Genomic DNA, 20,217 nt, shown 5'->3' on the forward strand with positions numbered 1-20,217 from the left:
GCCCAACGGAGTTGCACATGCCCTTGAAACTGCCCGACCGGGTCACCGAGATCAGCCTCGACGACACCCTCCTGCCCGGCGGCATCCCTGGCTTCTTGCCCTTTGCCGAGCATGCCCTGGGCAATGGCGACAGTTATGGCCTTTACTGGCCGGTGGGCCAGGAAGGCCGTGAGCCGATCGTGGTGGAGACGTTCCATGACGAGGGCCGCCTGGTACCGGCCTTCTCCAGCCTCGACACCTTTCTCGCCGCCTCCCACGCCCTGGAAGACGACGACGGCTACCTGGAACATGCGGATTTCAGCGCCGACCCGCACGCCCCGCGGGCGGCCTGCGAACAGGCCCGCCTGCTCGTGAAACAACAGGCGGTGGACGCCGCCGTGGCCCTGCTGGAACGCACGCTGCAGCGGCTGCCCGAGTACGCCGACGCTTCGGCCTTGCTGGTCAGCCAATACCGGCGCCTGGAGCGCCACGACGATGCCTGCCGGCTTGCCGTACGTACCCTGCTGGCGCCTCCCTGCTTCGGCAGCGGGCCCACGGTAGAGCGGATATGGACATGGCTGGCCAGCCAGGCGGACGGCCCGGCGGACCTGGCCGACGACCCGCTCTGGCAGCACCGCGCGGCATTCGCCGCCATCCCCTGCGGCGGCAGCAAGTACAACGACCTGTACCCGGTGATCGACGCGGTCATCGCGGCCTACGTCGAACGCGGCGACACCCCCAGCGCCCTGCTGTTGCTGCAGGCGCAGGCCCAGTACCTGGGTGGCGAAACCCTATCCCTGCAACAACGCTATGGCTTCGAGCGCGAGGCCCAGTGGGCGCGCCAGATAAGCCTCAGCGCCATCCTGGCGAACGGGCCGAGGCACCTCTGAAGTACGTGCCCGCAGGACCGCTGCACAGTACGCCGAGCGTCCCTCAAGCCTGGGCGCGCTTGAGCCGGTAGGCGTACTGGGCCCGGGTCAGGCCAAGCATCCGGGCAGCGCCGGCAACATTGCCTCCAGCTCTGTGCAGGGCCTGCTTGAGCAGACGGTTCTCCACCGCCGCCAGGGACAGACCGGTAGCAGGGTCGGCGGCGAGCCGGGCGAACAGATCCACCTCGTCCACGCTGGCGGATTCCTGCACCAGGCGCCCCTGCTGCAGCAGCGAGTAGAACTCGGCGGGCAGCTCCTCGTCGCGGAACAGGTGGTTGAGGTCGATCGCGGCCCCCTCGTTGCTGGCGATCACCCCCCGTTCGATGAGGTTCTGCAATTCGCGGATATTGCCGGGGAAATCGTAGTTGAGCAGCGCCTTGATGCCGCGCATGGTCAAACCGACCGGGGTACGCCCATAGCGCTCGCAATAACGGCGCATGAAGAAATCCACCAGCAGGGGGATGTCGTCGCGGCGCTCACGCAGCGGCGGAATATGGATCGGGTAGACGTTGAGCCGGTAGTAGAGATCCTCGCGAAAATCACCCCGGCGCACGGCAGCGCGCAGATCCACGTTGGTCGCCGCGATCACCCGCACGTCGACGTGGATGACCGAGGTGCCGCCGACCCGCTCGATCTCCCGCTCCTGCAAGGCGCGCAGTAACTTGCCCTGCCCCGGCAGGCTGAGGCAGGCGACCTCGTCGAGAAACAGCGTGCCGCCCTGGGCACGCTCGAAGCGGCCAGGCCGCGAGTGGCTGGCGCCGGTGTAGGCACCGCGCTCGACACCGAACAGCTCCGCCTCGATCAGGCTCTCGGCGATGGCCGCGCAATTGAGGGCCACGAAAGGCCCCTCGCGACGCGCGCTCATGCGGTGCAGGTTACTGGCGAACAGCTCCTTGCCCACGCCAGACTCACCACTGAACAACACCGTGGCCGGGGTAAGCGCGACCCGCTGCAGCGACTGGAAAGCGGTATTGAAGGCCGCCGAGGCGCCGATCATGCGACCGTCCTCGGCCGGCGCACCGGTAGCGGCCAGCGGCAGGCACGGGGCGCGATCCAGCCGGCAATGCTCGCCGTCGTCGGCGGACGCATTCAGGTAACGCAGGTCCTCCTCCACGTCGCCCCACAGCTCGGCGGTCTTGCCCAGAACCCGGCACACCTGGTGCCCCATGGCCCGGCACTCCACCTCACGGAACACCACCAGACGGCCGAACAGGCCACTCACGTAACCGGTGGCATAGCCCAGTTCCATCCAGCAGGCCGGATCATTACCGATGCCATAGGCGGCGATGTGCTCATCGTCCTCGTGGGCATGGTGCCAGAGGAACTCGCCGTCATAGTGACCACGGTCGACGTCGAACTCGAAATGCAGCGGTTCCACCTTGACCATGCCCTCCAGGCCATGCAGGCGAATGCCGGCGGCGAAGATCGAGGCCGGCTCGGCATCCGCCCAACGCTGCTGCACCAGGCGTGCATCCCGTGCTCCAGACAGGTAGCCGGCGCGGGTCAGCAAGCCACGGGCGCGCTCCAGGCCGAGGCTGTCGATCAGTTCGCAGCGCAGCGCGCCGAGGGCGGCACAGTGCAGCAGCACCATGCGCTGGTCATTGAGCCAGATGCGCCCATCGCCCGGCGAAAAGAACAGGCACTCGGTCAGCTCGCGCAAGGTCGGCGAGCTCTGTACGTCCAGGGCGTCGCTGGCGCCCCGGTAATGCGGGGGCTCGGTGATGTGCAGGGCATCCAGGGAAATACGCTGGGGATCGGCCATGGCTACGGCTCCGTGCTTGCGCAAATCATCATGTCCAGGCCGACCCACGACTCGGTCAGTTGCTCATTTGCAACAGTCCATCGCTGCTACCTGCGCCAGCGTGGACCGTCAGGAACCTGATGAATGCATCCAATTTATTGAAATTATTGAGGATTCATACGCCGCCCAGGCACCAGGGCGTACCTGGGCACACTCCTTGCGCATTGCTTCCTGGCCACAGGCAAATCAACCAAAACAACAATACCCCCAAGGAGACACCATGTCTCGACTGCCGCAAACGCAATCGACGCACGCATTACTGGATGAAAGCCGCTGGGACGGCAAGCTGTTTACCGGCAGCTGGCACGCACCGCTGTCGGGAGGCCGTAACCCTGTCATCGAACCCGCCACGGGCCGGTGCCTGACCACCACCGGCGAAGCCCGTGCCGAAGACATCACCCAGGCCGCTGCCAGCGCGGCTCGCCATCAGCCCGCCTGGGAAGCCGTCGCCCCGCGCCAGCGGGCGGACATCTTCCTGCGTGCCGCCCAGGTGCTGCAGGCACACGCCGAGGAGTGCGCACTGTTCATCGCCCGCGAGACCGGTGGCATCCTGCCCAAGGCTCATCATGAAGTGCGCGAGGCGGTGCTGTTCCTGCAGCTGGCCGCCGGGCAAGTGATGCAACCCCACGGCCTGGTGCTGCCAAGTGGCGCTGGCACGCTGTCCTACGCGCGGCGCCTGCCCCATGGCGTGATCGGGGTGATATCGCCGTTCAACTTCCCGCTGATCCTGTCCATTCGCGCCGTTGCGCCGGCCCTTGCAGCCGGCAATGCGGTGCTGCTCAAACCCGACCCACAGACCCCGATCAGCGGCGGCTTCCTGATCGCCCGTCTGTTCGAGGAGGCCGGCCTGCCGGCGGGCGTGCTGCATGTGCTGCCCGGTGGCGCCCAGGCCGGGGCGGCGCTGTGTGCCGATCGCCATGTGCGGATGATCGCCTTCACCGGCTCCACCGCCGCCGGGCGCAAGGTGGCGGAAACCGCCGGGCGCCACCTGAAGAAGGTCGCCCTGGAGCTGGGCGGCAAGAACCCGCTGATCGTACTCGACGACGCCGACCTGGAACGCGCCCTGAGCTGCGCCGCCTGGGGCGCCTTTCTGCACCAGGGGCAGATCTGCATGGCCAGCGGGCTGATCCTGGTGCAGGCGTCGCTGGTCGAGCGCTTCGTGGAAGGGCTGGTCGAGCGCACGCGGCGGCTGCGCGTTGGTGACCCGGCCAGTGGCGAGGTGGAACTCGGCCCGATGATCAACGAGAACCAACTGGTCCGTACTCACCAGATGGTGCTCGACAGCGTGGTCGCCGGCGCACGCTTGCAGGCCGGAGGTCGTTACCAGGGCCTGTTCTACCAACCCACCGTGCTCAGCCACGTGACCCCGGGCATGCCGGCCTTCGACCAGGAACTGTTCGGCCCGGTGGCTTGCGTGACCAGTTTCGCCAACGACGAAGAGGCCATCGAGTTGGCCAACCGCAGCGAATACGGACTCGCCGCGGCGGTGATCTCCCGCTCCGTGGGCCGCGCCATGGCCCTGGGGGCAAGGCTCGACTGCGGCATGCTGCACATCAACGACCAGACCGTGAACGACGACGGCGTGAATCCCTTCGGCGGGCGTGGCCACTCGGGCAACGGCGGCAGCATGAGCGGCCCGGCCAACTGGGACGAGTTCACCCAATGGCAATGGGTGACGGTCAAGGAAACCCCACCGCAGTACCCCTTCTGACAGCTCCCTGCCTACAACAAGAAAGAGAGGACACACCATGAAACTGTACGACAAGACCCTGGTGATTACCGGCGCTGCCTCCGGCATCGGTGCCGAAGTCGCACGCCTGGCGCGCTTTCAGGGCGCACGGGTCATCGCACTGGATCGTCACGAACCGCAGATCAGCGTCGACGCCTACCACCCGGTGGATCTCGGCGACCCTGACAGTATCGATGGGGTGATCGCCAGGCTGCCCGAACGCATCGACGGGCTGTGCAACATCGGCGGGGTGCCGGGCACCTCGCCGGCCGAACGGGTCGGCCGGGTCAACTACCTCGGCCTGCGTCACCTGAGCGAGGGCCTGCTGCCACGCCTCGCGGGCGGCTGCATCGTCAATGCGGCCTCGATCCTCGGCGCCGAATGGCCGCAACGCCTCGACCTCCACAAGGCCCTGGCCGCCACCGCGGGATTCAAGGCGGGGAGCGACTGGCTCGAGCGCAACCCGGTGGAACAGGCGACCTGCTACCAGTACTTCAAGGAGGCCCTGATCGTCTGGTCCTACCAGCAGGCTTCGAGCTGGTTCCGCGAGCATGACGTGCGCCTCAACTGCGTCGCGCCCGGCCCGGTGTTCACGCCGATCCTCGGCGACTTCGTGCAGATGCTCAGCGCCGAGCGCCTGGCGCGCGACGGCCAGCACATGAAGCGCCCGGCCCTGGCCGACGAAGTGGCTGCCGTGGTGCTGTTCCTCTGCTCCGATGCGGCGCGCTGGGTCTGCGGCGCCAACGTTCCCGTGGATGGAGGACTGGCGGCCAGTTACGTCTAAGCCGCACGACACGGCAGCCGATCGACAACAAAAACAACAAGACAAGGATCACCCTCATGCACCTATCGCGCGTAACGGCCCTCACCCTGGGCCTGACTACCCTCACCGCCGGCGGCGCCCACGCCTACGACCAGCCCTCGATCAATCTCGGCTCCACCAGTTTCTACGACGGCGCGCCGCTGCCCGGCGGGCCGGGTGGGTATCTGGTCGAATACCTGATCTACGGAAAAGCCTCGCGTTTCAACGACGAACGCGGCGACAAACTGCCCTTGCCCAAGCAGGAGATAGAGACCTTCGCCCCGGTCACCCAGCTCATCCACCTGGGCCAGCCCATGGACAATGGCTGGATGCCCGGCTTCACGGTGATCGTGCCCTGGCTGGCCCACGCCAAGGTGGACGACGGCCTCGACAACAGCGTACTGAGCTCACGGGAGGGGGTCGGCGACATCGTGCTGGGCGCCTTCCTGCAGTCGTCGCTGAGCACCCGCGCCGATGGCTCGCCGCTGTTCGCCCAGCGCCTCGAGGCCGAGGTGATCCTGCCCACCGGCGCTTATGACCGCGACAATTCGGTCAACCCGGGCGGCAACTTCTGGTCGTTCAACCCCTACTACGCCGCGACCTGGTGGGCAACGCCCAAGTGGTCGCTCAGCGGGCGCTTCTGGTACCTGTGGAACGCCAGGAACGACGAGCCCTCCACGGCTTTCGGCGATGTCTCCAGCAGCCAGGCTGGCCAGGCACTGCACGCCAACTTCGCCACCCAGTACGCGCTGACCGAGCGCCTGAGCGTCGGCCTCGCCGGCTACTGGCTCAAGCAGATCAGCGATACCAGGGTCGATGGCCACGAGGTCAGCGGTCGCCGCGAACAGGTCTGGGCCATCGGCCCCGGCCTGACCTACGCCTTTTCCAAGGAGAACATCGTAACGGCCAACAGCTACTTCGAGCAGGACGCGGAGAACCGCACGCAGGGCAACAAGTTCGTGGTCAGCTTCGTGCACAAGCTGTTCTAGCGCTCGACCGCAAGCGAGGCACCCGCGCCTCGCTTGCGTCACTGGCGCTCAACGTGTTCAGCGAGGTTCGTAGGCCAGCAAGGCTTCTGCCAGCTGCATGTCACTGTAGGAGGCCAGCTCGCTGCGTTGCTGCAGTGCGTCCAGCGCCGCTTCCAGCATCACGCCGCGAATCTGACCGTGACTGCCGACGAAGGCCGCTGCATCGTCCCGAGCCAGCTTCATCTTCTGGTCGATGCTGCTGCTCTCCTTCGATATTTCCCCGGCCAGCTCGGTGCCATCTCCCGGCTTGGTCGTGGTGAGGATCGGCACCAGGGTCGACAACACGCCGTAGTAGGTCGTGCCCACCACGGGATTTTCATCCAGCTCCGGCGCGACTCGAACCCAGGCATGAGCCGGCAGGGTCGGCAGCAAGGCGATTACCAACAGTGAAGCCTTGAGATGCATGGAATGGCTCAATTCACCACCACCTTGTGTTCGACAGGATCGGCCCGCTTGGCATAACGCTGGGCAATCACCGCGCAGACCATCAGCTGGATCTGGTGGAACAGCATCATCGGCAGGATCATCAGGCCGATGCTGCTGCCGGCGAACAGCACCTGGGCCATGGGCACACCCGTGGCCAGGCTCTTCTTCGAGCCGCAGAACAGGATGGTGATGCGATCTTCCAGGCTGAAGCCACACCATTTGCCGAGCAGCGCAGTGATGCACAGCGCCAGCGCGAGCAACAGGCAACAGGCGAACACCAGCGCCGCCAGGGTCGGCCAGGAGACCTGATTCCACAGGCCTTCGACCACCGCCGCGCTGAACGCGGTGTAGACCACCAGCAGGATCGAACTCTGGTCGACGTACTTGAGCCAATTCTTGTTGCGACCTACCCAGGCACCGATCCAGCGTCGGGCGATCTGGCCGAGGATGAAGGGCACCAGCAGTTGCAGGGTGATCTTGCCAATGGCGTCCAGGGTCGAACCGCCGCTGCCGTGTACGTCCATCAGCAAGGCCACCAGCAGCGGCGTGAGGAAAATGCCGAACAGGCTGGAGGCCGCCGCGCTGCAGATCGCCGCCGGAATGTTGCCGCGCGCCAGGGACGTGAACGCGATGGCCGACTGCACGGTGGCCGGCAGCGCGCACAGGTAAAGCATGCCCAGGTACAGCTCGGTGCCGATCATCGGCGACAGCAGCGGCTTGAGCGCCAGCCCCAGCAGTGGGAAGAGAATGAAGGTGCAGCTGAACACCAGCAGATGCAGGCGCCAGTGGCCGGCACCGGCAACGATGGCCTCGCGCGACAGCTTGGCGCCATGCAGGAAGAACAGCAGGGCGATGGCCAGGTTGGTGATCCAGCCGAAGGCCACCGCGACATCGCCCCTGACAGGCAGGAAGGTGGCGGTGAGAACGACGGCGATCAGGGTCAGCGTGAAGTTATCGGGCAGTAGACGGGAGCGGGCCATGGGCGGAATTCCAAGCGGACGAAGGCAAGCGGTTGCCATACAAAGGCCTCCACTCTACCCTGAGCCTCGATTGCCGACTAACGCCATAAAGCCAGATCATGTCGCCAAACGGACAAACTGCGATTGCCGAACGCAGCGTTCCCCAGCTGGAGCGCCTGCCGCGCCCCCTCTATGCGCGCAACGAATCGCTCCGCCGCCAGACCGGGACCCCACGCCATAGCCACGCCTGGGTACAGCTGACCTATGCCATCCAGGGCGTGCTGCAGGTGCGCACCGCCGTCGGCAGCTTCGTGGCGCCGCCACAACGGGCCATCTGGATTCCCGCAGGGCTGGAACATGAAGTGCTGAGTTCGCCGAACACCGAGATGCGCAGCCTCTACGTGGACGATGGCCATGGCGATCAGATGCCCGGCAGTTGCCGTGTGCTGGGCGTGGACGCCCTGACCCGTGAGCTGATCCGCAGCTTCTGCGAGCTGCCGGTGGAGTACGACGAAGCAGGGCCGGACGGGCGCCTCGCCCAGGTGCTGCTCGACCGCCTGCGGATGGCGCCCGAAGTGCACCTGTCATTGCCGCTGCCGAGCGACCCACGCCTGCGTGCCCTGTGCAGCCGCCTGCAGAAAAAACCCGATGACGACCGCCCGCTGGCAGCCTGGGGCGAAAACCTCGGCGTGTCGGAAAAGACCCTGAGTCGCCTGTTCCTGCGCGATACCGGGCTGACCTTCCGCGCCTGGCGCCAACGCCTGCGCCTGCTCGGCGCCCTGACACCGCTGGAACGGGGCCAGCGCGTCACCGACGTGGCCCTGCTCTGCGGCTACGACTCCACCTCGGCTTTCATCGCCGCCTTTCGCCAGCAGTTCGGCGCCACGCCGGGGGAGTTTTTCCGCGGTTGATCAGCTACTACGGCGTACCTGCAGCCCTGAGTAGCCGTGCTCGCCCGGCTCGCCGTCGAGCACCAGCAGGCCGTCTGCAGCCAACTCGCGGGCGCGCCAGAACAGGAAGTAATCGCTGGCGAAGAAGCCGTCGCAACGCGCCATCACCTCGGCCATGACGCGGGCCAGGGGTTGCGGCTCGGCTCGAGACTGACGCAGCAGGGCAGCGTCGATAGCCTGGTAATCCTCGGCCGTGAAGCTCCCCGCCTGCCAACGATGAATCAGCCCACCATCCGTCACCGCCGAGTGCCATTGTGCGGCCAGGCTTGCACGGCGTTCTGGCTCGACCGGCTTAGGTTTGGCCAGGGCGAACAGCGTCTGGGGTGCGTGCATGGCCACCGCCTTGCGGCTCTGCACCCAGCTGTTGCCGGTGCCGCAGGTGACCTCGAGCAACAGCACATCACTGCCCTCCAGCGCATGCACCACCCGCGCCAGCAGCAACTGTTCACTGGCACTGTCGCCATGCCAGACGGTGACAGGGCGCTTCTGCCGGGCAAGACCGGCGATCCACTGCGCATCGGCGGGTAGCCCGGCAGCGAAATCCGCAACCGGCATTACGCCCTCCGGCCACACCGCGCCCCAGAACGTCACGCGTGCTGCACAAGGCGGCACGTCGACATCGCCCAGCGGGCCGACCGCCAGGTCGTCACGCATGACCCGCAGCCCGTCATCGGCAGCCTGCTGCCCGATCACATGGCTCACGCCCTCTACGGCGTTGTCGCCACATACCAGATGCCACATAGGTGCTCCTTGTCGACCGAGGTCACGGGGTGAGCCGGACATCCAGCGCCGGCTTCTCGCCCTGCTGCCAGGTGCCTTTCAGGCTGCCATCGGCCTGGAACTCGAGTTCGAAGCGGGCCGGGGGCTCGCTGCTCTCGTAGAGCGTGACGAAGTCCTGCTGGTGCTCGCCACCGAGCTCTATGCGCTTGGCATGCTTGTCGTAGAAGTAGCTGGCGGACAGGCTGTGGTCGGCATACAGCTGCTCGAGCACCAGGGTGATCGGGTAGCGTCCCAGCGTGCCGTGGTAAACGCTCTGGGCGGAGGTATCCTCAGGTAGCGCGCAGTCGCTACGGTGCTGCAGCAGCAGGCAGCGGCCATAAGCGCTGAGATCCTTGCTCAGGGCCTGATAACTGAAGCTGCTGGGGAACTCGCCGAGATCGTCGAGGGCGAGATTGACGTGGGAGGCGCAACCTTCGGCGACCAGGGTCAGGCTGTCGCCACCCAGTTGCACACGGTCATAGTCGAGTCCCGCCTCGCGGCGCGAGTCCAGGCAACTGAGATAGAGCTCGCGCTGGCCCTCCAGCATTTGCTCGTCTTCGCTGAGGTTCTCGGGGTGACCGGGTTTGCCTGGCGGCAGCTTTGCGAGAAAGCCTTCCATGCGCTTCGCCCGCGCGCCCTGCACTTCGTTCTGCACACGCTGCAGCCCATCGTGACTGAACAGTTGCCGCAAGCCGATGGGCCGTCCGCTGACCAGATCGAAGTTGTAAGTGCGGGTGCTCTGGCTGGTGTAAGCCGCGGTGTACTCACCCTCGACCGCCAGGGAAAGATACCCCGGCCCCTGGCCCAGAACCTGGTAGTCGAGGCGGTTCACACCCCAATGCTCGCCCTCCTTGGGCTGCACGTTCTCGAACGGCGATTTGGCGAAACGCCCGGGAAGCGCCTGCAACTCGACGGCATGCAGAAAGGTGTTGATACGCCCGATGGCGGGGGTGTCGCCGACCAGCAGCGGGAAGCGATAGGTCTCCCAGTCGCTGCGCTTGGCCGTGAGGTCATCGATACGCACATCGGCCAGCGCAGGAGCGGCGATGGCAAGCAGGGGCAGCAGCAGGAAACGCAAGAGAAGCGTCCTCATTCATGTCACGCAGGGCTGTCGAGTATCCGCCATGGAAGCAGTGAATGCCACGGCAAGGTTCAGTACGGCCTGCCCGGCAAGATGACAGCACAGCCTGAAACGCCACGCCCTGCAGTGGTGCCTTCGATTTCCTCGGAGGCTCCCTCAGTCGTCGTTCTTCTTCAATTTCGGATTGGGGAAGAACTGCACGGCCTTGACCTTGGGGTCGGCCGGCTTCTTCGCTGTCAGGGCACTGACGTTGACGCGGGTCGGCAGCTCCTTGGCCACCGAGTTGCCGCGCTCGTCCAGGGTGTCGGCATAACCGCACTGCACGCACTCACGGTGCGGCACGCCATCGACGTTCCACATCTTGATGCTGTCCATTTCGCTGCACGCCGGGCACACGGCGCCGGCGATGAAGCGCTTGGGCGTTATCACCGGGTCGTCGCTCATGCCGCCTCCGCACTCAGGCCGAGGTGGCGCAGCAACGCGTCGATGCTCGGCTCGCGGCCGCGGAAATCGACGAACAGCACCATCGGCGCCTGAGAGCCGCCACGGGCCAGGATCGCCTCGCGGAAGGCGCGGCCGGTCTGCGGGTTGAGCACGCCCTCTTCTTCGAACTTCGAGAAGGCATCGGCGGACAGCACTTCGGCCCACTTGTAGCTGTAGTAACCGGCGGCATACCCCCCGGCGAAGATGTGCGCGAAGCTGTTGGGGAAACGGTTGTAGGCCGGCGGACGCAGCACCGAGACCTCGTCACGAATGCCTTCGAGCACTTCCAGCACGCTGCGGCCATCACCATGAATGGCATGCAGCTCGAAGTCGAACAGCGAGAACTCCAGCTGACGCACCATCATCAGGCCGGACTGGAAGTTCTTGGCGGCCAGCATCTTGTCGAGCAGGTCCTGCGGCAGCGGCTCACCGGTCTCAAAGTGCCCGGAAATCAGCGCCAGGCCCTCGGGCTCCCAGCACCAGTTTTCCATGAACTGGCTGGGCAGCTCGACGGCATCCCAGGCCACGCCATTGATGCCGGAAACCCCGACGTGCTCGACGCGGGTCAGCAGATGATGCAGGCCGTGGCCGAATTCGTGGAACAGGGTGGTGACTTCATCGTGGGTCAGCAGGGCCGGCTTGCCGGTCGACGCAGGCGTGAAGTTGCACACCAGGTTGGCCACCGGGCTGACCAGCTCGCCGCCAGCGCTGCGACGCTTGTCGCGGGCACCGTCCATCCAGGCACCACCGCGCTTGTTGGCACGGGCGTAGAGGTCGAAGAAGAAACGCCCGACGTGCTGGCCGTTTTCGGAAATCTCGAACAGACGGACGTCCGGGTGCCAGGTATCGAAGCCGGACAGCTCCTTGATCTGGATGCCGTAGAGCTTCTCGACGATGGCGAACAGGCCGCCGAGCACCTTGTCGATGGGGAAATAGGCACGCAGGATTTCCTGGGAAATGCTGTAGCGCTGCTCACGCAGCTTTTCGCTGTAGTAGCCCACGTCCCAGCTCTGCAGATCGTTGCAGCCATGCTCGGCGGCGTAGGCCTTGAGCTCGGCCAGATCCTGCTCGGCGAAGGGTTTGCTGCGCACCGCCAGGTCGCGCAGGAAACTCAGCACCTGCTCGGTGGATTCGGCCATCTTGCTGGCCAGGCTCAGCTCGGAGTAGTTGGCGAAACCGAGCAGGCGCGCCAGTTCCTGACGCAGGTCGAGGATCTCGGCCATCACCGGCCCGTTGTCGTGCTGCCCGGCGTTCGGGCCCTGATCCGAAGCACGGGTGCAGTAGGCGGCGTACAGCTCTTCGCGCAGCGCGCGATCGTCGGCGTAGGTCATCACCGCGTAGTAGCTGGGGAATTCCAGGGTGATCAGCCAGCCGTCCAGGCCCTTGGCTTCGGCAGCCTGTTTCATCTGCGCCTTGGCGGAATCGGTGAGGCCGGCCAACAGGCTTTCGTCCTCGACCTGCTTGGTCCAGGCCTGGGTGGCGTCCAGCAACTGGTTGGAGAAACGGCTGCCCAGCTCGGAGAGCTTCATCTGGATCTCGCCGTATCGCTTCTGCTGCTCGGCTGGCAGGTCGATACCGGACAGGCGGAAATCACGCAGGGCGTGCTCGAGAATGGTCTTCTGCGCCACGTCGAAACCGGCCGCTTCAGGGCTGGCAGCGAGCGCCTCGTAGGCCTGGAACAGGGCGCGGTTCTGGCCCATTTCCGTCCAGTACTCGGAGAGTTTCGGCAGGCAGGCCTCATAGGCGGCACGCAGCTCGGGGTTATTGCGCACGGCATTGAGGTGGCTGACCGGGCTCCAGGCACGGCCCAGCTTCGCGCCCTGCTCGTCGAGCGGGTCGATCAGCGATTCCCAGCGTGGTGCATTGCCCTGGCTGGCCAGCAACTCGGCCACCGCCGTACGGCTTTCGGCGAGGATGGCATCCACCGCCGGCTCTACATGCTCGGGGAGGATGGTCGAATACGGCGGCAGGTCGAAGGATTGCAGCAGGGGATTGTTCACACTCACGTCGGGTACCTGTGGTGGAATGAATAGGGAAGACTGATTCAGCCGATATGGCGTTCATCTTAATTACAATCAAGCCCCGGCGTAACGTTGCAGGTTTCTATCATGACGATTCGAACATATCAGGGCACCACGCCCGAACTGGCCGAGGGGGTGTTCGTCGACGCCTCGGCGGTGGTCATCGGCGATGTGCAGATCGGTGAAGACAGCTCCGTGTGGCCGCTGACCGTGATCCGCGGCGACATGCACCGTATCCGTATCGGCAAGCGCACCAGCGTGCAGGACGGCAGCGTGCTGCACATCACCCATGCCGGCCCGTTCAACCCGGACGGCTTCCCGCTGATCATCGGCGACGAGGTGACCATCGGCCACAAGGTGATGCTGCACGGCTGTACCCTGGGCAGCCGCATCCTGGTCGGCATGGGCAGCACGGTGATGGACGGCGCGGTGGTAGAGGACGACGTGATCATCGGCGCCGGCAGCCTGGTGCCGCCGGGCAAGGTACTGGAAAGCGGTTACCTGTACGTCGGCAGCCCGGTGAAACAGGCGCGGCCACTGACCGACAAGGAGCGCAACTTCTTCAGCTACACCGCCGGCAACTACGTGAAGCTCAAGGATCAGCATATCGCCGAGGGTTACGGGCACTAGGGTAGTGCTTGCCGCCCGGCAGATGGGTATGCAAGAAGGAGCAGAAGCGAGTAACCTTCATTTGACGATTATTTTTATTCAGATGAAGGAGACAGCATGGCCGTTACCGCAATGCGTCAGGCCAAGCAGGGCAAGGACGACCACTCGCCCGTGGTCGCCGCCTTCTGGGATTTCAGCGCCGGCCGGGAAAGGCTCAGCGAAGCCGAGCGCCTGCAGCAGATTCGTGACGGCTTCGCCGCCGACCTGGTGCAGGCCGTCAAGGCGACCTTTACCCTGCCCGAACGCAGCCTGGAAATCCTTCTCAACGCCTCGATCTCGACCCTCGAGCGCCGCCGCCGCGAGCGCAAGGTGCTCGACCCGGTAGCCTCGGAGCGCCTGGACCGGATCGCCATGGTCTGCCAACTGGCCGAGGATGTCTTCGAGAGCCGCCAGGCGGCCGCCGACTGGATGTCGCGCGCCAATCGCTCGCTGGGCGAGCAGGCGCCGATCATGCTCTGCGAGACGGAAATCGGCGCCAAGCAGGTACGCCGGGTGCTCAACGCCCTCGACTGGGGTGGCGCGGCCTGATGCGTGCCTGGCGCGTGGCCAAGGCCAAGCGGGCCAGGGACCTTTCCGGCATCGGTGCAGCGCTCGAAGGCGGGCGCTGGAACGAACAGGAGGTGCCCGCCGTTTACATGGGGCTCAGCCCCGGCATCTGCTGCCTGGAAACCTTCGTACACGCCGAGGGACCACCGGCGATGCCGCTGAAGATCACCTGTTTCGAGCTGCCGGACGATCCCGAGCTCTACTGGGAACCGGCTGCCGGCGAGCTGCCCGGCGGTTGGAACACCCTGCCGGTGGATCGCCCGAGCATGGACTTCGGTAGCCGCTGGCTGCGCTCGACCCGCCACCTGGGCCTGATCGTTCCCTCCGCTGTGTTGCCGCTGGAACGCAACCTGGTGATCAATCCCGGTCATCCAGCGGTTGCCCGCATCAGCGTCGTCGAGGTCTACGATTTCACCTACGACCCACGCATGTTCAAGGCGTGACCTACCGACAAGGAAGCACTGTGCTTATTCGTCCGATTACCGAAGCCGATTTCGACCAGGTCTGGCCGATCATCCGCGATGTCGTCCAGGGCGAGGAAACCTACGCCTATGACCCGGCCATGGACCGCGAAACGGCCTGGCAGCTCTGGGTCGAACTGCCCCGCGCCACCTTCGTGGCCGAAGCCGGCGGGCAGATCCTTGGCAGCTACTACATCAAGGCCAACGCCGCCGGCCCCGGTGACCACGTGTGCAACTGCGGCTACATGACCGCCCCTGCCGCCCGCGGCAAGGGTGTGGCCAGTGCGCTATGCCAGCACTCCTTGCAGATCGGTCGCGAGCTGGGCTTTCAGGCGATGCAGTTCAACTCCGTGGTCGCCACCAATACCGTTGCCGTGGCGCTCTGGCAGAAGCACGGCTTCAGCATCGTCGGCACCCTGCCGAAGGCCTACCGTCACCGCACCCAGGGTCTCGTGGACTGCCATGTGATGTATCGCTGGCTGAACGACGATGCTCTTTAGCCGAAAGATTGCCTGCGATGGCCACAAAGTGGCGATAGCAGCCGTTCGGTTTGGTGGGCGACAACGAACGGCGGCTATCGCCTTGAAGCTGCCTTCAGGCGTAGGGTGGACGACGCTTCACCTACGCGGCCCGATCCGTCCACCGCTTCACGATCGCAATGGTGGACAAAAAGAGCGTTGTCCACCCTACGCAGGGAGCGGCGCTTCTGCCTTGCTGCCGTCTATTCGTCAGTAGCTCCTGAGACCTTACTTGCGGTAACTCTGAATCGCGCCAGCGAGAATGCAGACAGGTCGACGGCGCCGGGCTCGTTGCAGTGGTGCATGGCCAGCGCTTCACCAATGCCGGCGGAATGCTTGAAACCATGCCCGGAGCAGGCAGACACCAGGGTCACGTTGGCCAGTTGCGGATGGGCGTCGATGATGAAGTTGAAGTCCGGGGTGATGGTGTAGGTGCAGACCCTGGACTTGAGCACGCGATTCGACACACCGAGCAGGCGGCCGGCCACATGGGCATCGTACAGGCCGTCGATATCCGCCTGGCTGACGCTGCGATCCAGCGCATCGGGATCGCAATCATCGAGGTACTGCTCGGTGGCGATCTTGATGGCGTTCTCGCCCGGCAACGGCGGAAAGCCGTAACAGCTGTCGGTGTCCGCCGCGCCGTGCAGCAGGATGTAAACCGGCGAGTCGGCGGCGAAGCGTTCAGGCTCGTCCAGTTCGAACCAGACCAACTGCTGGCGGCACACCTTGAGCAGCCTCTCCACCGGCGCCCCGAGCAGCCGGCCGCTCCACATACCGGCGCAGACGATGGCCTTGTCCGCGGTCAGCGTCCCGCTGCTGGTCTGCACGCGAACACCCTGGGCGTCGGACGCGATGGCGGTGACCGGCCTGTTTGTGTGCAAGGTGGCACCCAGCTGCTCGGCCAGCCTCAGTTGCACGTCGATGGCCCGCTCGGGGCGCACGTAACCGGCGCCCGGCTCGTGATAGCCGGTGGCCTCTTCGCCGAAACCAGCGAACTGTGGAAAGCGTGCACGAATCCCGGCGGCATCCAACAGGCTGTGCTCGATGCCGAAACGCTTGGCCAGCGCTGCCGTCTCACCGCCGAAATCGGGTGTGCCGTGCCCCCGCGTCGGCGCCTGGCTGCTGCTGAGCATCAACATGCCGCACGCCTCGAACAGCGACTCACCGCTCTGCGCTTCCAGCTCACGCCAGATACGCTGGGAATTCAACGCCAGCGGTACATAGGCCGCGCCCTCGCCCACCGCCTGGCGGGTAATGCGCGTATCGCCATGGCTGGAACCCTGATCGTGGGGCGGCGCATGACGATCCACGCCGACCACGCGCACGCCGCGCCTGGCCAGTTGGTAAAGGGTGGCGGCGCCCATGGCGCCCAGGCCGATCACGATAACGTCGTAGTGCATGGGGTTCTCTACTGCTCGAAGGGCTGGGTTTCCTCGCGAAACGCGTCGAGGAAGGCGACCATCCGCGCATGCCGCTGCTGGGCCAGGCGCGAACCGGTGGGTGTCTGGAAACCGCAGGCCAGGCCCAGCAGCTTGGTACGGAAATGGTCGAGGGCGAAGCGCTGGTCATCCAGGGGGCGATACACGGCGTCGATATCGTCGGCGTCGTACAGGGCGCTGCCCAACCGCCCGGCCACATGGAAACAGCGCGCCACGCCAATCAGGCCGATGGCATCGAGACGGTCGGCATCCTGCAGGATGCGCGCCTCCAGGCTGGTCGGCGTGATCGCCGCGGAGAAACTGTGCGCCTCGATGGCATGGCAGGCCGCCGCGATGCGCGCTTCGCCCCAGCCCAGGCTGGCGAGTACCTCGGCGGCCCGTGCAGCGGAAAGGCGCGATGCGCTGGCGCGCAACGGGGAGTCCTTTTCCACCGCGACACAGTCATGCAGCAGCACGGCAGCCAGCAGCAGCTCCAGATCGCCGCCCTCTTCGCGCTGCAACAGACGGGCATTGGCCCAGACCCGCTGCAGGTGCGACAGATCATGGGCGCCATCGTCGGTCGAGGGCGCGCAGAGCGCGAGCAACCGGGCTGCCTGCTGCGCGAAGGGGGCAAAACGATCCATGGTCATCGGCGAGAGGCTGTGGGCGAAAGCCGCACCTTAGAGCCAGGCGCTGCGCCTAGCAAGCCAGGTCATCGAGCATGGCCTATCGCCATTACTGGACAATGTCACGCCGCTTGCGACACCTTTGCGCTTCGCCGGCCTGATCGGGCGCTGTCACCGACAGCGCCACACCAACCCGCGCGGGAAAACAGACGGACAGTCCAGCTCGAGCGCGTATTCCCAACGGCGTCTCGGCACGTAACCGCATTCGCGGTTATCTTCGGCACAGGACGGCATCGCAGGGTCACGGAAATGGCAATCACACAACAATCGCGCATGGCCAAGGTCAACAGCCCGCTCGGCGACAACGCGCTGGTCATGGAGCGCCTGAACGGCACCGAGTCCCTCGGCCGCCTGTTCCAGTACGAGCTGAGCCTGGCGTCCGAAAACTCATCGCTGAAGCTCAACAACCTGCTCGGCAAGCCCATGGGCATCGCCGTGCAACTGGCCGATGGCAGCGATCGCTACTTCCACGGCCTCGTCGCCCGCTGCAGCCAGACCGCCCACCGTGGCCAGTTCGCCAGTTACCAGGTCACGCTCAAGCCCTGGCTGTGGCTGCTGTCGCGTACCTCCGACTGCCGGATCTTCCAGAGCAAGACCGTACCCGAGATCATCAAGCAGGTATTGCGCGATCTCGGCTTCTCCGATTTCGAAGACGCCCTCACCCGCTCCTACCGGGAATGGGACTACTGCGTGCAGTACCGCGAGACCAGCTTCGACTTCGTCAGCCGGCTGATGGAACAGGAAGGCATCTACTACTACTTCCGCCACGAGCAGGAACGCCACGTGCTGGTGCTCTGCGACGCCTACGGCGCGCACGGCACGGCACCCGGCTACGCCCGCGTGCCTTTCTACCCCCTCGACGACCAGATGCGCGAGCGCGACCACATTCATGACTGGCACCTGGCGCACGAAGTGCAACCCGGCTCCCTGGCGCTCAACGACTATGACTTCCAGCGCCCCAGCGCGCGCCTGGAAGTTCGCTCCGGCATCGCCCGCGAGCACAGCAACGCCGACTATCCGCTCTACGACTACCCGGGCGAGTACGTGCAGAGCAAGGACGGCGAGCAGTACGCGCGCAATCGCATCGAGGCGATTCAGGCCCAGCACGAGCAGATTCGCCTGAAGGGCAACGCCCGCGGGCTGGGCAGCGGCCATCTGTTCAGCCTCACCGACTATCCGCGCGATGACCAGAACCGCGAATACCTGATCGTCGACAGCGAATACACCATCACCCAGGACCTGTACGAGAGCGGCCGCGGCAGCGAGAGCTTCCAGTTCGACAGCAGCCTCACCTGCATCGATGCCAGCCAGGTGTTCCGCCCGCTGCCACTGACCGTGCAGCCGATCGTGCAGGGGCCGCAGACGGCCATGGTGGTCGGCCCCAAGGGCGAGGAAATCTGGACCGATCAGTACGGCCGGGTGAAGGTGCATTTCTACTGGGATCGCCATGACCAGTCCAACGAGAACAGTTCCTGCTGGATCCGCGTATCGCAGAACTGGGCCGGCAAGAACTGGGGCTCCATCCAGATTCCGCGCATCGGTCAGGAAGTCATCGTCAGCTTTCTCGAGGGTGATCCCGACCGGCCGATCGTCACCGGCCGCGTCTACAACGCCGAACAGACGGTGCCCTACGATCTGCCTGCCAACGCCACCCAGAGCGGCACCAAGAGCCGCTCGAGCAAGGGCGGCACGCCGGCCAACTTCAATGAAATCCGCATGGAAGACAAGAAGGGCGAGGAGCAGCTGTTCATCCATGCCGAGAAGAATCAGGACATCGAGGTCGAGAACGACGAGACCCATTGGGTGGGCCACGATCGCAGCAAGACCGTCGATAACGATGAGACGGTGCACGTCAAACACGATCGCACCGAAACGGTGGACAACCACGAGACCATCACCATCGGCGTCGACCGTACCGAGAAGGTCGGCAACAACGAAACCATCACCATCGGTGTGAACCGTAGCGAGCAGGTCGGCAGTAACGAGACCATCGCCATCGGCGCCAACCGCAGTGAGACGGTGGGCAGCAACGAAACCATCAGCATCGGCGCCAACCGCACCGAGAGCGTGGGCAGCAACGAGACCATCAGCATCGGCGCCAACCGTACCGAAAGCGTGGGCAACAGTGAGCGCACCACCATCGGCGCTGACCGTACCGCGCTGATCACCGCCAACGAGTATGTGCTCATAGGCGCCGATCTGGCGACCATGGCAGGCGGCAACGAGTCGCACTACGTGCGCGGCGAGCGCAATAGCCGTGTCCTCAAGGATGACAACCTGCATGTCGGCAAGAATTTCGTGCTCAAGGCCGGCGACTCGATCACCCTGCAGACCGGCGCTGCAAGCATCACCATGAAGAAGGACGGCACCATCGTCATTCGTGGCAAGAACATCAGCATCGACGGCTCCGGGGCGATCAACGTCAAGGCAGCCAGGAACATCGTGATGAAAGGCCAGAAGATCCTGCAGAACTGAGCAGCGACAGCGGCCATGGAGCAATGCGCATGACAGTCCAGTTCCACACCCCAGTCCCTGCCATCACCCGTCTCGACGGCGTAGTGATCGGTGTACTGCTCGATGTGCCGCAGGCGTCCAGCCCGGTCGTGGCATTCCCCGGCTGCCCAGCGGAGACCGGTATCGCCGCGACCACCACCACGACGCTCAGCCGTGAAGACATCGGCGCTCAGGTAGCGCTGATGTTCGTCGCCGGCGACCCATCTCAGCCGCTGGTGATCGGCCGCATCCAGCGCCTGCCGCAGGCACCTGCCAACCCACCCGCAGCGGTGGCACACATCGACGGCGAGCGCCTGGAATTCAGCGCCGAGCGCGAGATCGTGCTGCGCTGCGGCAAGGCCAGCATCACCCTGACCCGCGAAGGCAAGGTGCTGATCAAGGGCGCCTACCTGTCCAGCCGCTCCAGCGGTGTGAACCGCATCAAGGGCGGTTCGGTGCAGATCAACTAAGAAGCC

The 20,217-nt window shown here is 65.3% G+C and carries 20 protein-coding genes; 11 read left to right on the top strand and 9 right to left on the bottom strand.

Annotated features, from left to right (window positions below):
• Positions 1-17 precede the first annotated feature (17 nt).
• Positions 18-869 (top strand): tetratricopeptide repeat protein, encoded by an 852-nt coding sequence (locus BLR94_RS05190; RefSeq protein ID WP_084303703.1) that lies wholly within the window; start codon positions 18-20, stop codon positions 867-869.
• A 43-nt stretch (positions 870-912) separates the two neighbouring features.
• On the opposite strand, the gene BLR94_RS05195 is transcribed toward BLR94_RS05190, so the two are convergent.
• The gene (locus BLR94_RS05195) at positions 913-2,670 is read right to left on the bottom strand and encodes a sigma-54-dependent Fis family transcriptional regulator (RefSeq protein WP_084303704.1); all 1,758 of its coding nucleotides are present in this window, start codon (positions 2,668-2,670) and stop codon (positions 913-915) included.
• A 268-nt stretch (positions 2,671-2,938) separates the two neighbouring features.
• Between BLR94_RS05195 and BLR94_RS05200 the strand changes: the two genes are divergently transcribed.
• The 3 genes from BLR94_RS05200 to BLR94_RS05210 are packed head-to-tail and all read left to right on the top strand — an operon-like array spanning position 2,939 to position 6,229.
• Positions 2,939-4,420 (top strand): benzaldehyde dehydrogenase, encoded by a 1,482-nt coding sequence (locus tag BLR94_RS05200; protein WP_420492668.1) that lies wholly within the window; start codon positions 2,939-2,941, stop codon positions 4,418-4,420.
• A 37-nt stretch (positions 4,421-4,457) separates the two neighbouring features.
• The gene (locus BLR94_RS05205; RefSeq protein WP_084303706.1) at positions 4,458-5,222 is read left to right on the top strand and encodes a coniferyl-alcohol dehydrogenase; all 765 of its coding nucleotides are present in this window, start codon (positions 4,458-4,460) and stop codon (positions 5,220-5,222) included.
• Between the two features lie 56 nt (positions 5,223-5,278).
• Positions 5,279-6,229, top strand: coding sequence for a SphA family protein (locus BLR94_RS05210; protein ID WP_084303707.1), 951 nt, complete (start codon positions 5,279-5,281; stop codon positions 6,227-6,229).
• Between the two features lie 57 nt (positions 6,230-6,286).
• On the opposite strand, the gene BLR94_RS05215 is transcribed toward BLR94_RS05210, so the two are convergent.
• Together BLR94_RS05215 and BLR94_RS05220 are read right to left on the bottom strand one after the other, a co-directional pair.
• The gene (locus BLR94_RS05215) at positions 6,287-6,685 is read right to left on the bottom strand and encodes a DUF2388 domain-containing protein (protein WP_244158082.1); all 399 of its coding nucleotides are present in this window, start codon (positions 6,683-6,685) and stop codon (positions 6,287-6,289) included.
• Positions 6,682-7,674, bottom strand: a complete 993-nt coding sequence (locus BLR94_RS05220; RefSeq protein WP_084303709.1) for a bile acid:sodium symporter family protein — start codon at positions 7,672-7,674, stop codon at positions 6,682-6,684. The genes BLR94_RS05215 and BLR94_RS05220 overlap by 4 nt, the downstream gene beginning before the upstream one ends.
• A gap of 98 nt (positions 7,675-7,772) precedes the next feature.
• Here BLR94_RS05220 and BLR94_RS05225 point away from each other — a divergent pair, with 98 nt between their 5' ends.
• Entirely contained in the window at positions 7,773-8,564 is a 792-nt protein-coding gene (locus BLR94_RS05225; RefSeq protein ID WP_084303710.1) for an AraC family transcriptional regulator, read from the top strand.
• On the opposite strand, the gene BLR94_RS05230 is transcribed toward BLR94_RS05225, so the two are convergent.
• From BLR94_RS05230 to prlC, 4 genes are all read right to left on the bottom strand, one after another.
• Complete coding sequence (locus BLR94_RS05230) at positions 8,565-9,344, bottom strand: DUF1835 domain-containing protein (protein ID WP_084303711.1); 780 nt, start codon at positions 9,342-9,344, stop codon at positions 8,565-8,567.
• 22 nt (positions 9,345-9,366) lie between these two features.
• Positions 9,367-10,455 (bottom strand): hypothetical protein, encoded by a 1,089-nt coding sequence (locus BLR94_RS05235; protein ID WP_244158084.1) that lies wholly within the window; start codon positions 10,453-10,455, stop codon positions 9,367-9,369.
• Between the two features lie 144 nt (positions 10,456-10,599).
• Complete coding sequence (locus tag BLR94_RS05240; protein ID WP_084303713.1) at positions 10,600-10,887, bottom strand: YheV family putative zinc ribbon protein; 288 nt, start codon at positions 10,885-10,887, stop codon at positions 10,600-10,602.
• Positions 10,884-12,932 (bottom strand): oligopeptidase A, encoded by a 2,049-nt coding sequence (gene prlC, locus BLR94_RS05245; RefSeq protein WP_084303714.1) that lies wholly within the window; start codon positions 12,930-12,932, stop codon positions 10,884-10,886. Before prlC ends, BLR94_RS05240 begins: the two co-directional genes overlap by 4 nt.
• Before the next feature lie 102 nt (positions 12,933-13,034).
• Between prlC and BLR94_RS05250 the strand changes: the two genes are divergently transcribed.
• From BLR94_RS05250 to BLR94_RS05265, 4 genes are all read left to right on the top strand, one after another.
• Positions 13,035-13,577: a gamma carbonic anhydrase family protein gene (locus tag BLR94_RS05250; protein ID WP_084303715.1), complete on the top strand. Its 543-nt coding sequence runs from the start codon at positions 13,035-13,037 to the stop codon at positions 13,575-13,577.
• Positions 13,578-13,673: 96 nt separating this feature from the next.
• Positions 13,674-14,144: a type II RES/Xre toxin-antitoxin system antitoxin gene (gene parS, locus BLR94_RS05255; protein ID WP_084303716.1), complete on the top strand. Its 471-nt coding sequence runs from the start codon at positions 13,674-13,676 to the stop codon at positions 14,142-14,144.
• Entirely contained in the window at positions 14,144-14,605 is a 462-nt protein-coding gene (locus BLR94_RS05260; protein ID WP_084303717.1) for an RES family NAD+ phosphorylase, read from the top strand. Before parS ends, BLR94_RS05260 begins: the two co-directional genes overlap by 1 nt.
• Before the next feature lie 20 nt (positions 14,606-14,625).
• Positions 14,626-15,123: a GNAT family N-acetyltransferase gene (locus tag BLR94_RS05265; protein ID WP_084303718.1), complete on the top strand. Its 498-nt coding sequence runs from the start codon at positions 14,626-14,628 to the stop codon at positions 15,121-15,123.
• Between the two features lie 221 nt (positions 15,124-15,344).
• Here the strand turns inward: BLR94_RS05265 and solA are convergent, their stop codons facing one another.
• On the bottom strand, positions 15,345-16,544 hold the full coding sequence (gene solA, locus BLR94_RS05270; protein ID WP_084303719.1) for an N-methyl-L-tryptophan oxidase: 1,200 nt from the start codon (positions 16,542-16,544) through the stop codon (positions 15,345-15,347).
• A gap of 8 nt (positions 16,545-16,552) precedes the next feature.
• Complete coding sequence (locus BLR94_RS05275) at positions 16,553-17,212, bottom strand: HD domain-containing protein (RefSeq protein WP_084303720.1); 660 nt, start codon at positions 17,210-17,212, stop codon at positions 16,553-16,555.
• A 285-nt stretch (positions 17,213-17,497) separates the two neighbouring features.
• On the opposite strand from BLR94_RS05275, the gene BLR94_RS05280 reads away from it, so the two are divergent.
• Together BLR94_RS05280 and BLR94_RS05285 are read left to right on the top strand one after the other, a co-directional pair.
• Positions 17,498-19,723 (top strand): type VI secretion system Vgr family protein, encoded by a 2,226-nt coding sequence (locus BLR94_RS05280; RefSeq protein WP_084303721.1) that lies wholly within the window; start codon positions 17,498-17,500, stop codon positions 19,721-19,723.
• A gap of 29 nt (positions 19,724-19,752) precedes the next feature.
• Entirely contained in the window at positions 19,753-20,211 is a 459-nt protein-coding gene (locus BLR94_RS05285) for a DUF6484 domain-containing protein (protein ID WP_084303722.1), read from the top strand.
• Positions 20,212-20,217 lie beyond the last annotated feature (6 nt).

This window comes from Phytopseudomonas flavescens (assembly GCF_900100535.1).
GTDB classification, from domain to species: Bacteria; Pseudomonadota; Gammaproteobacteria; order Pseudomonadales; family Pseudomonadaceae; genus Aquipseudomonas; species Aquipseudomonas flavescens.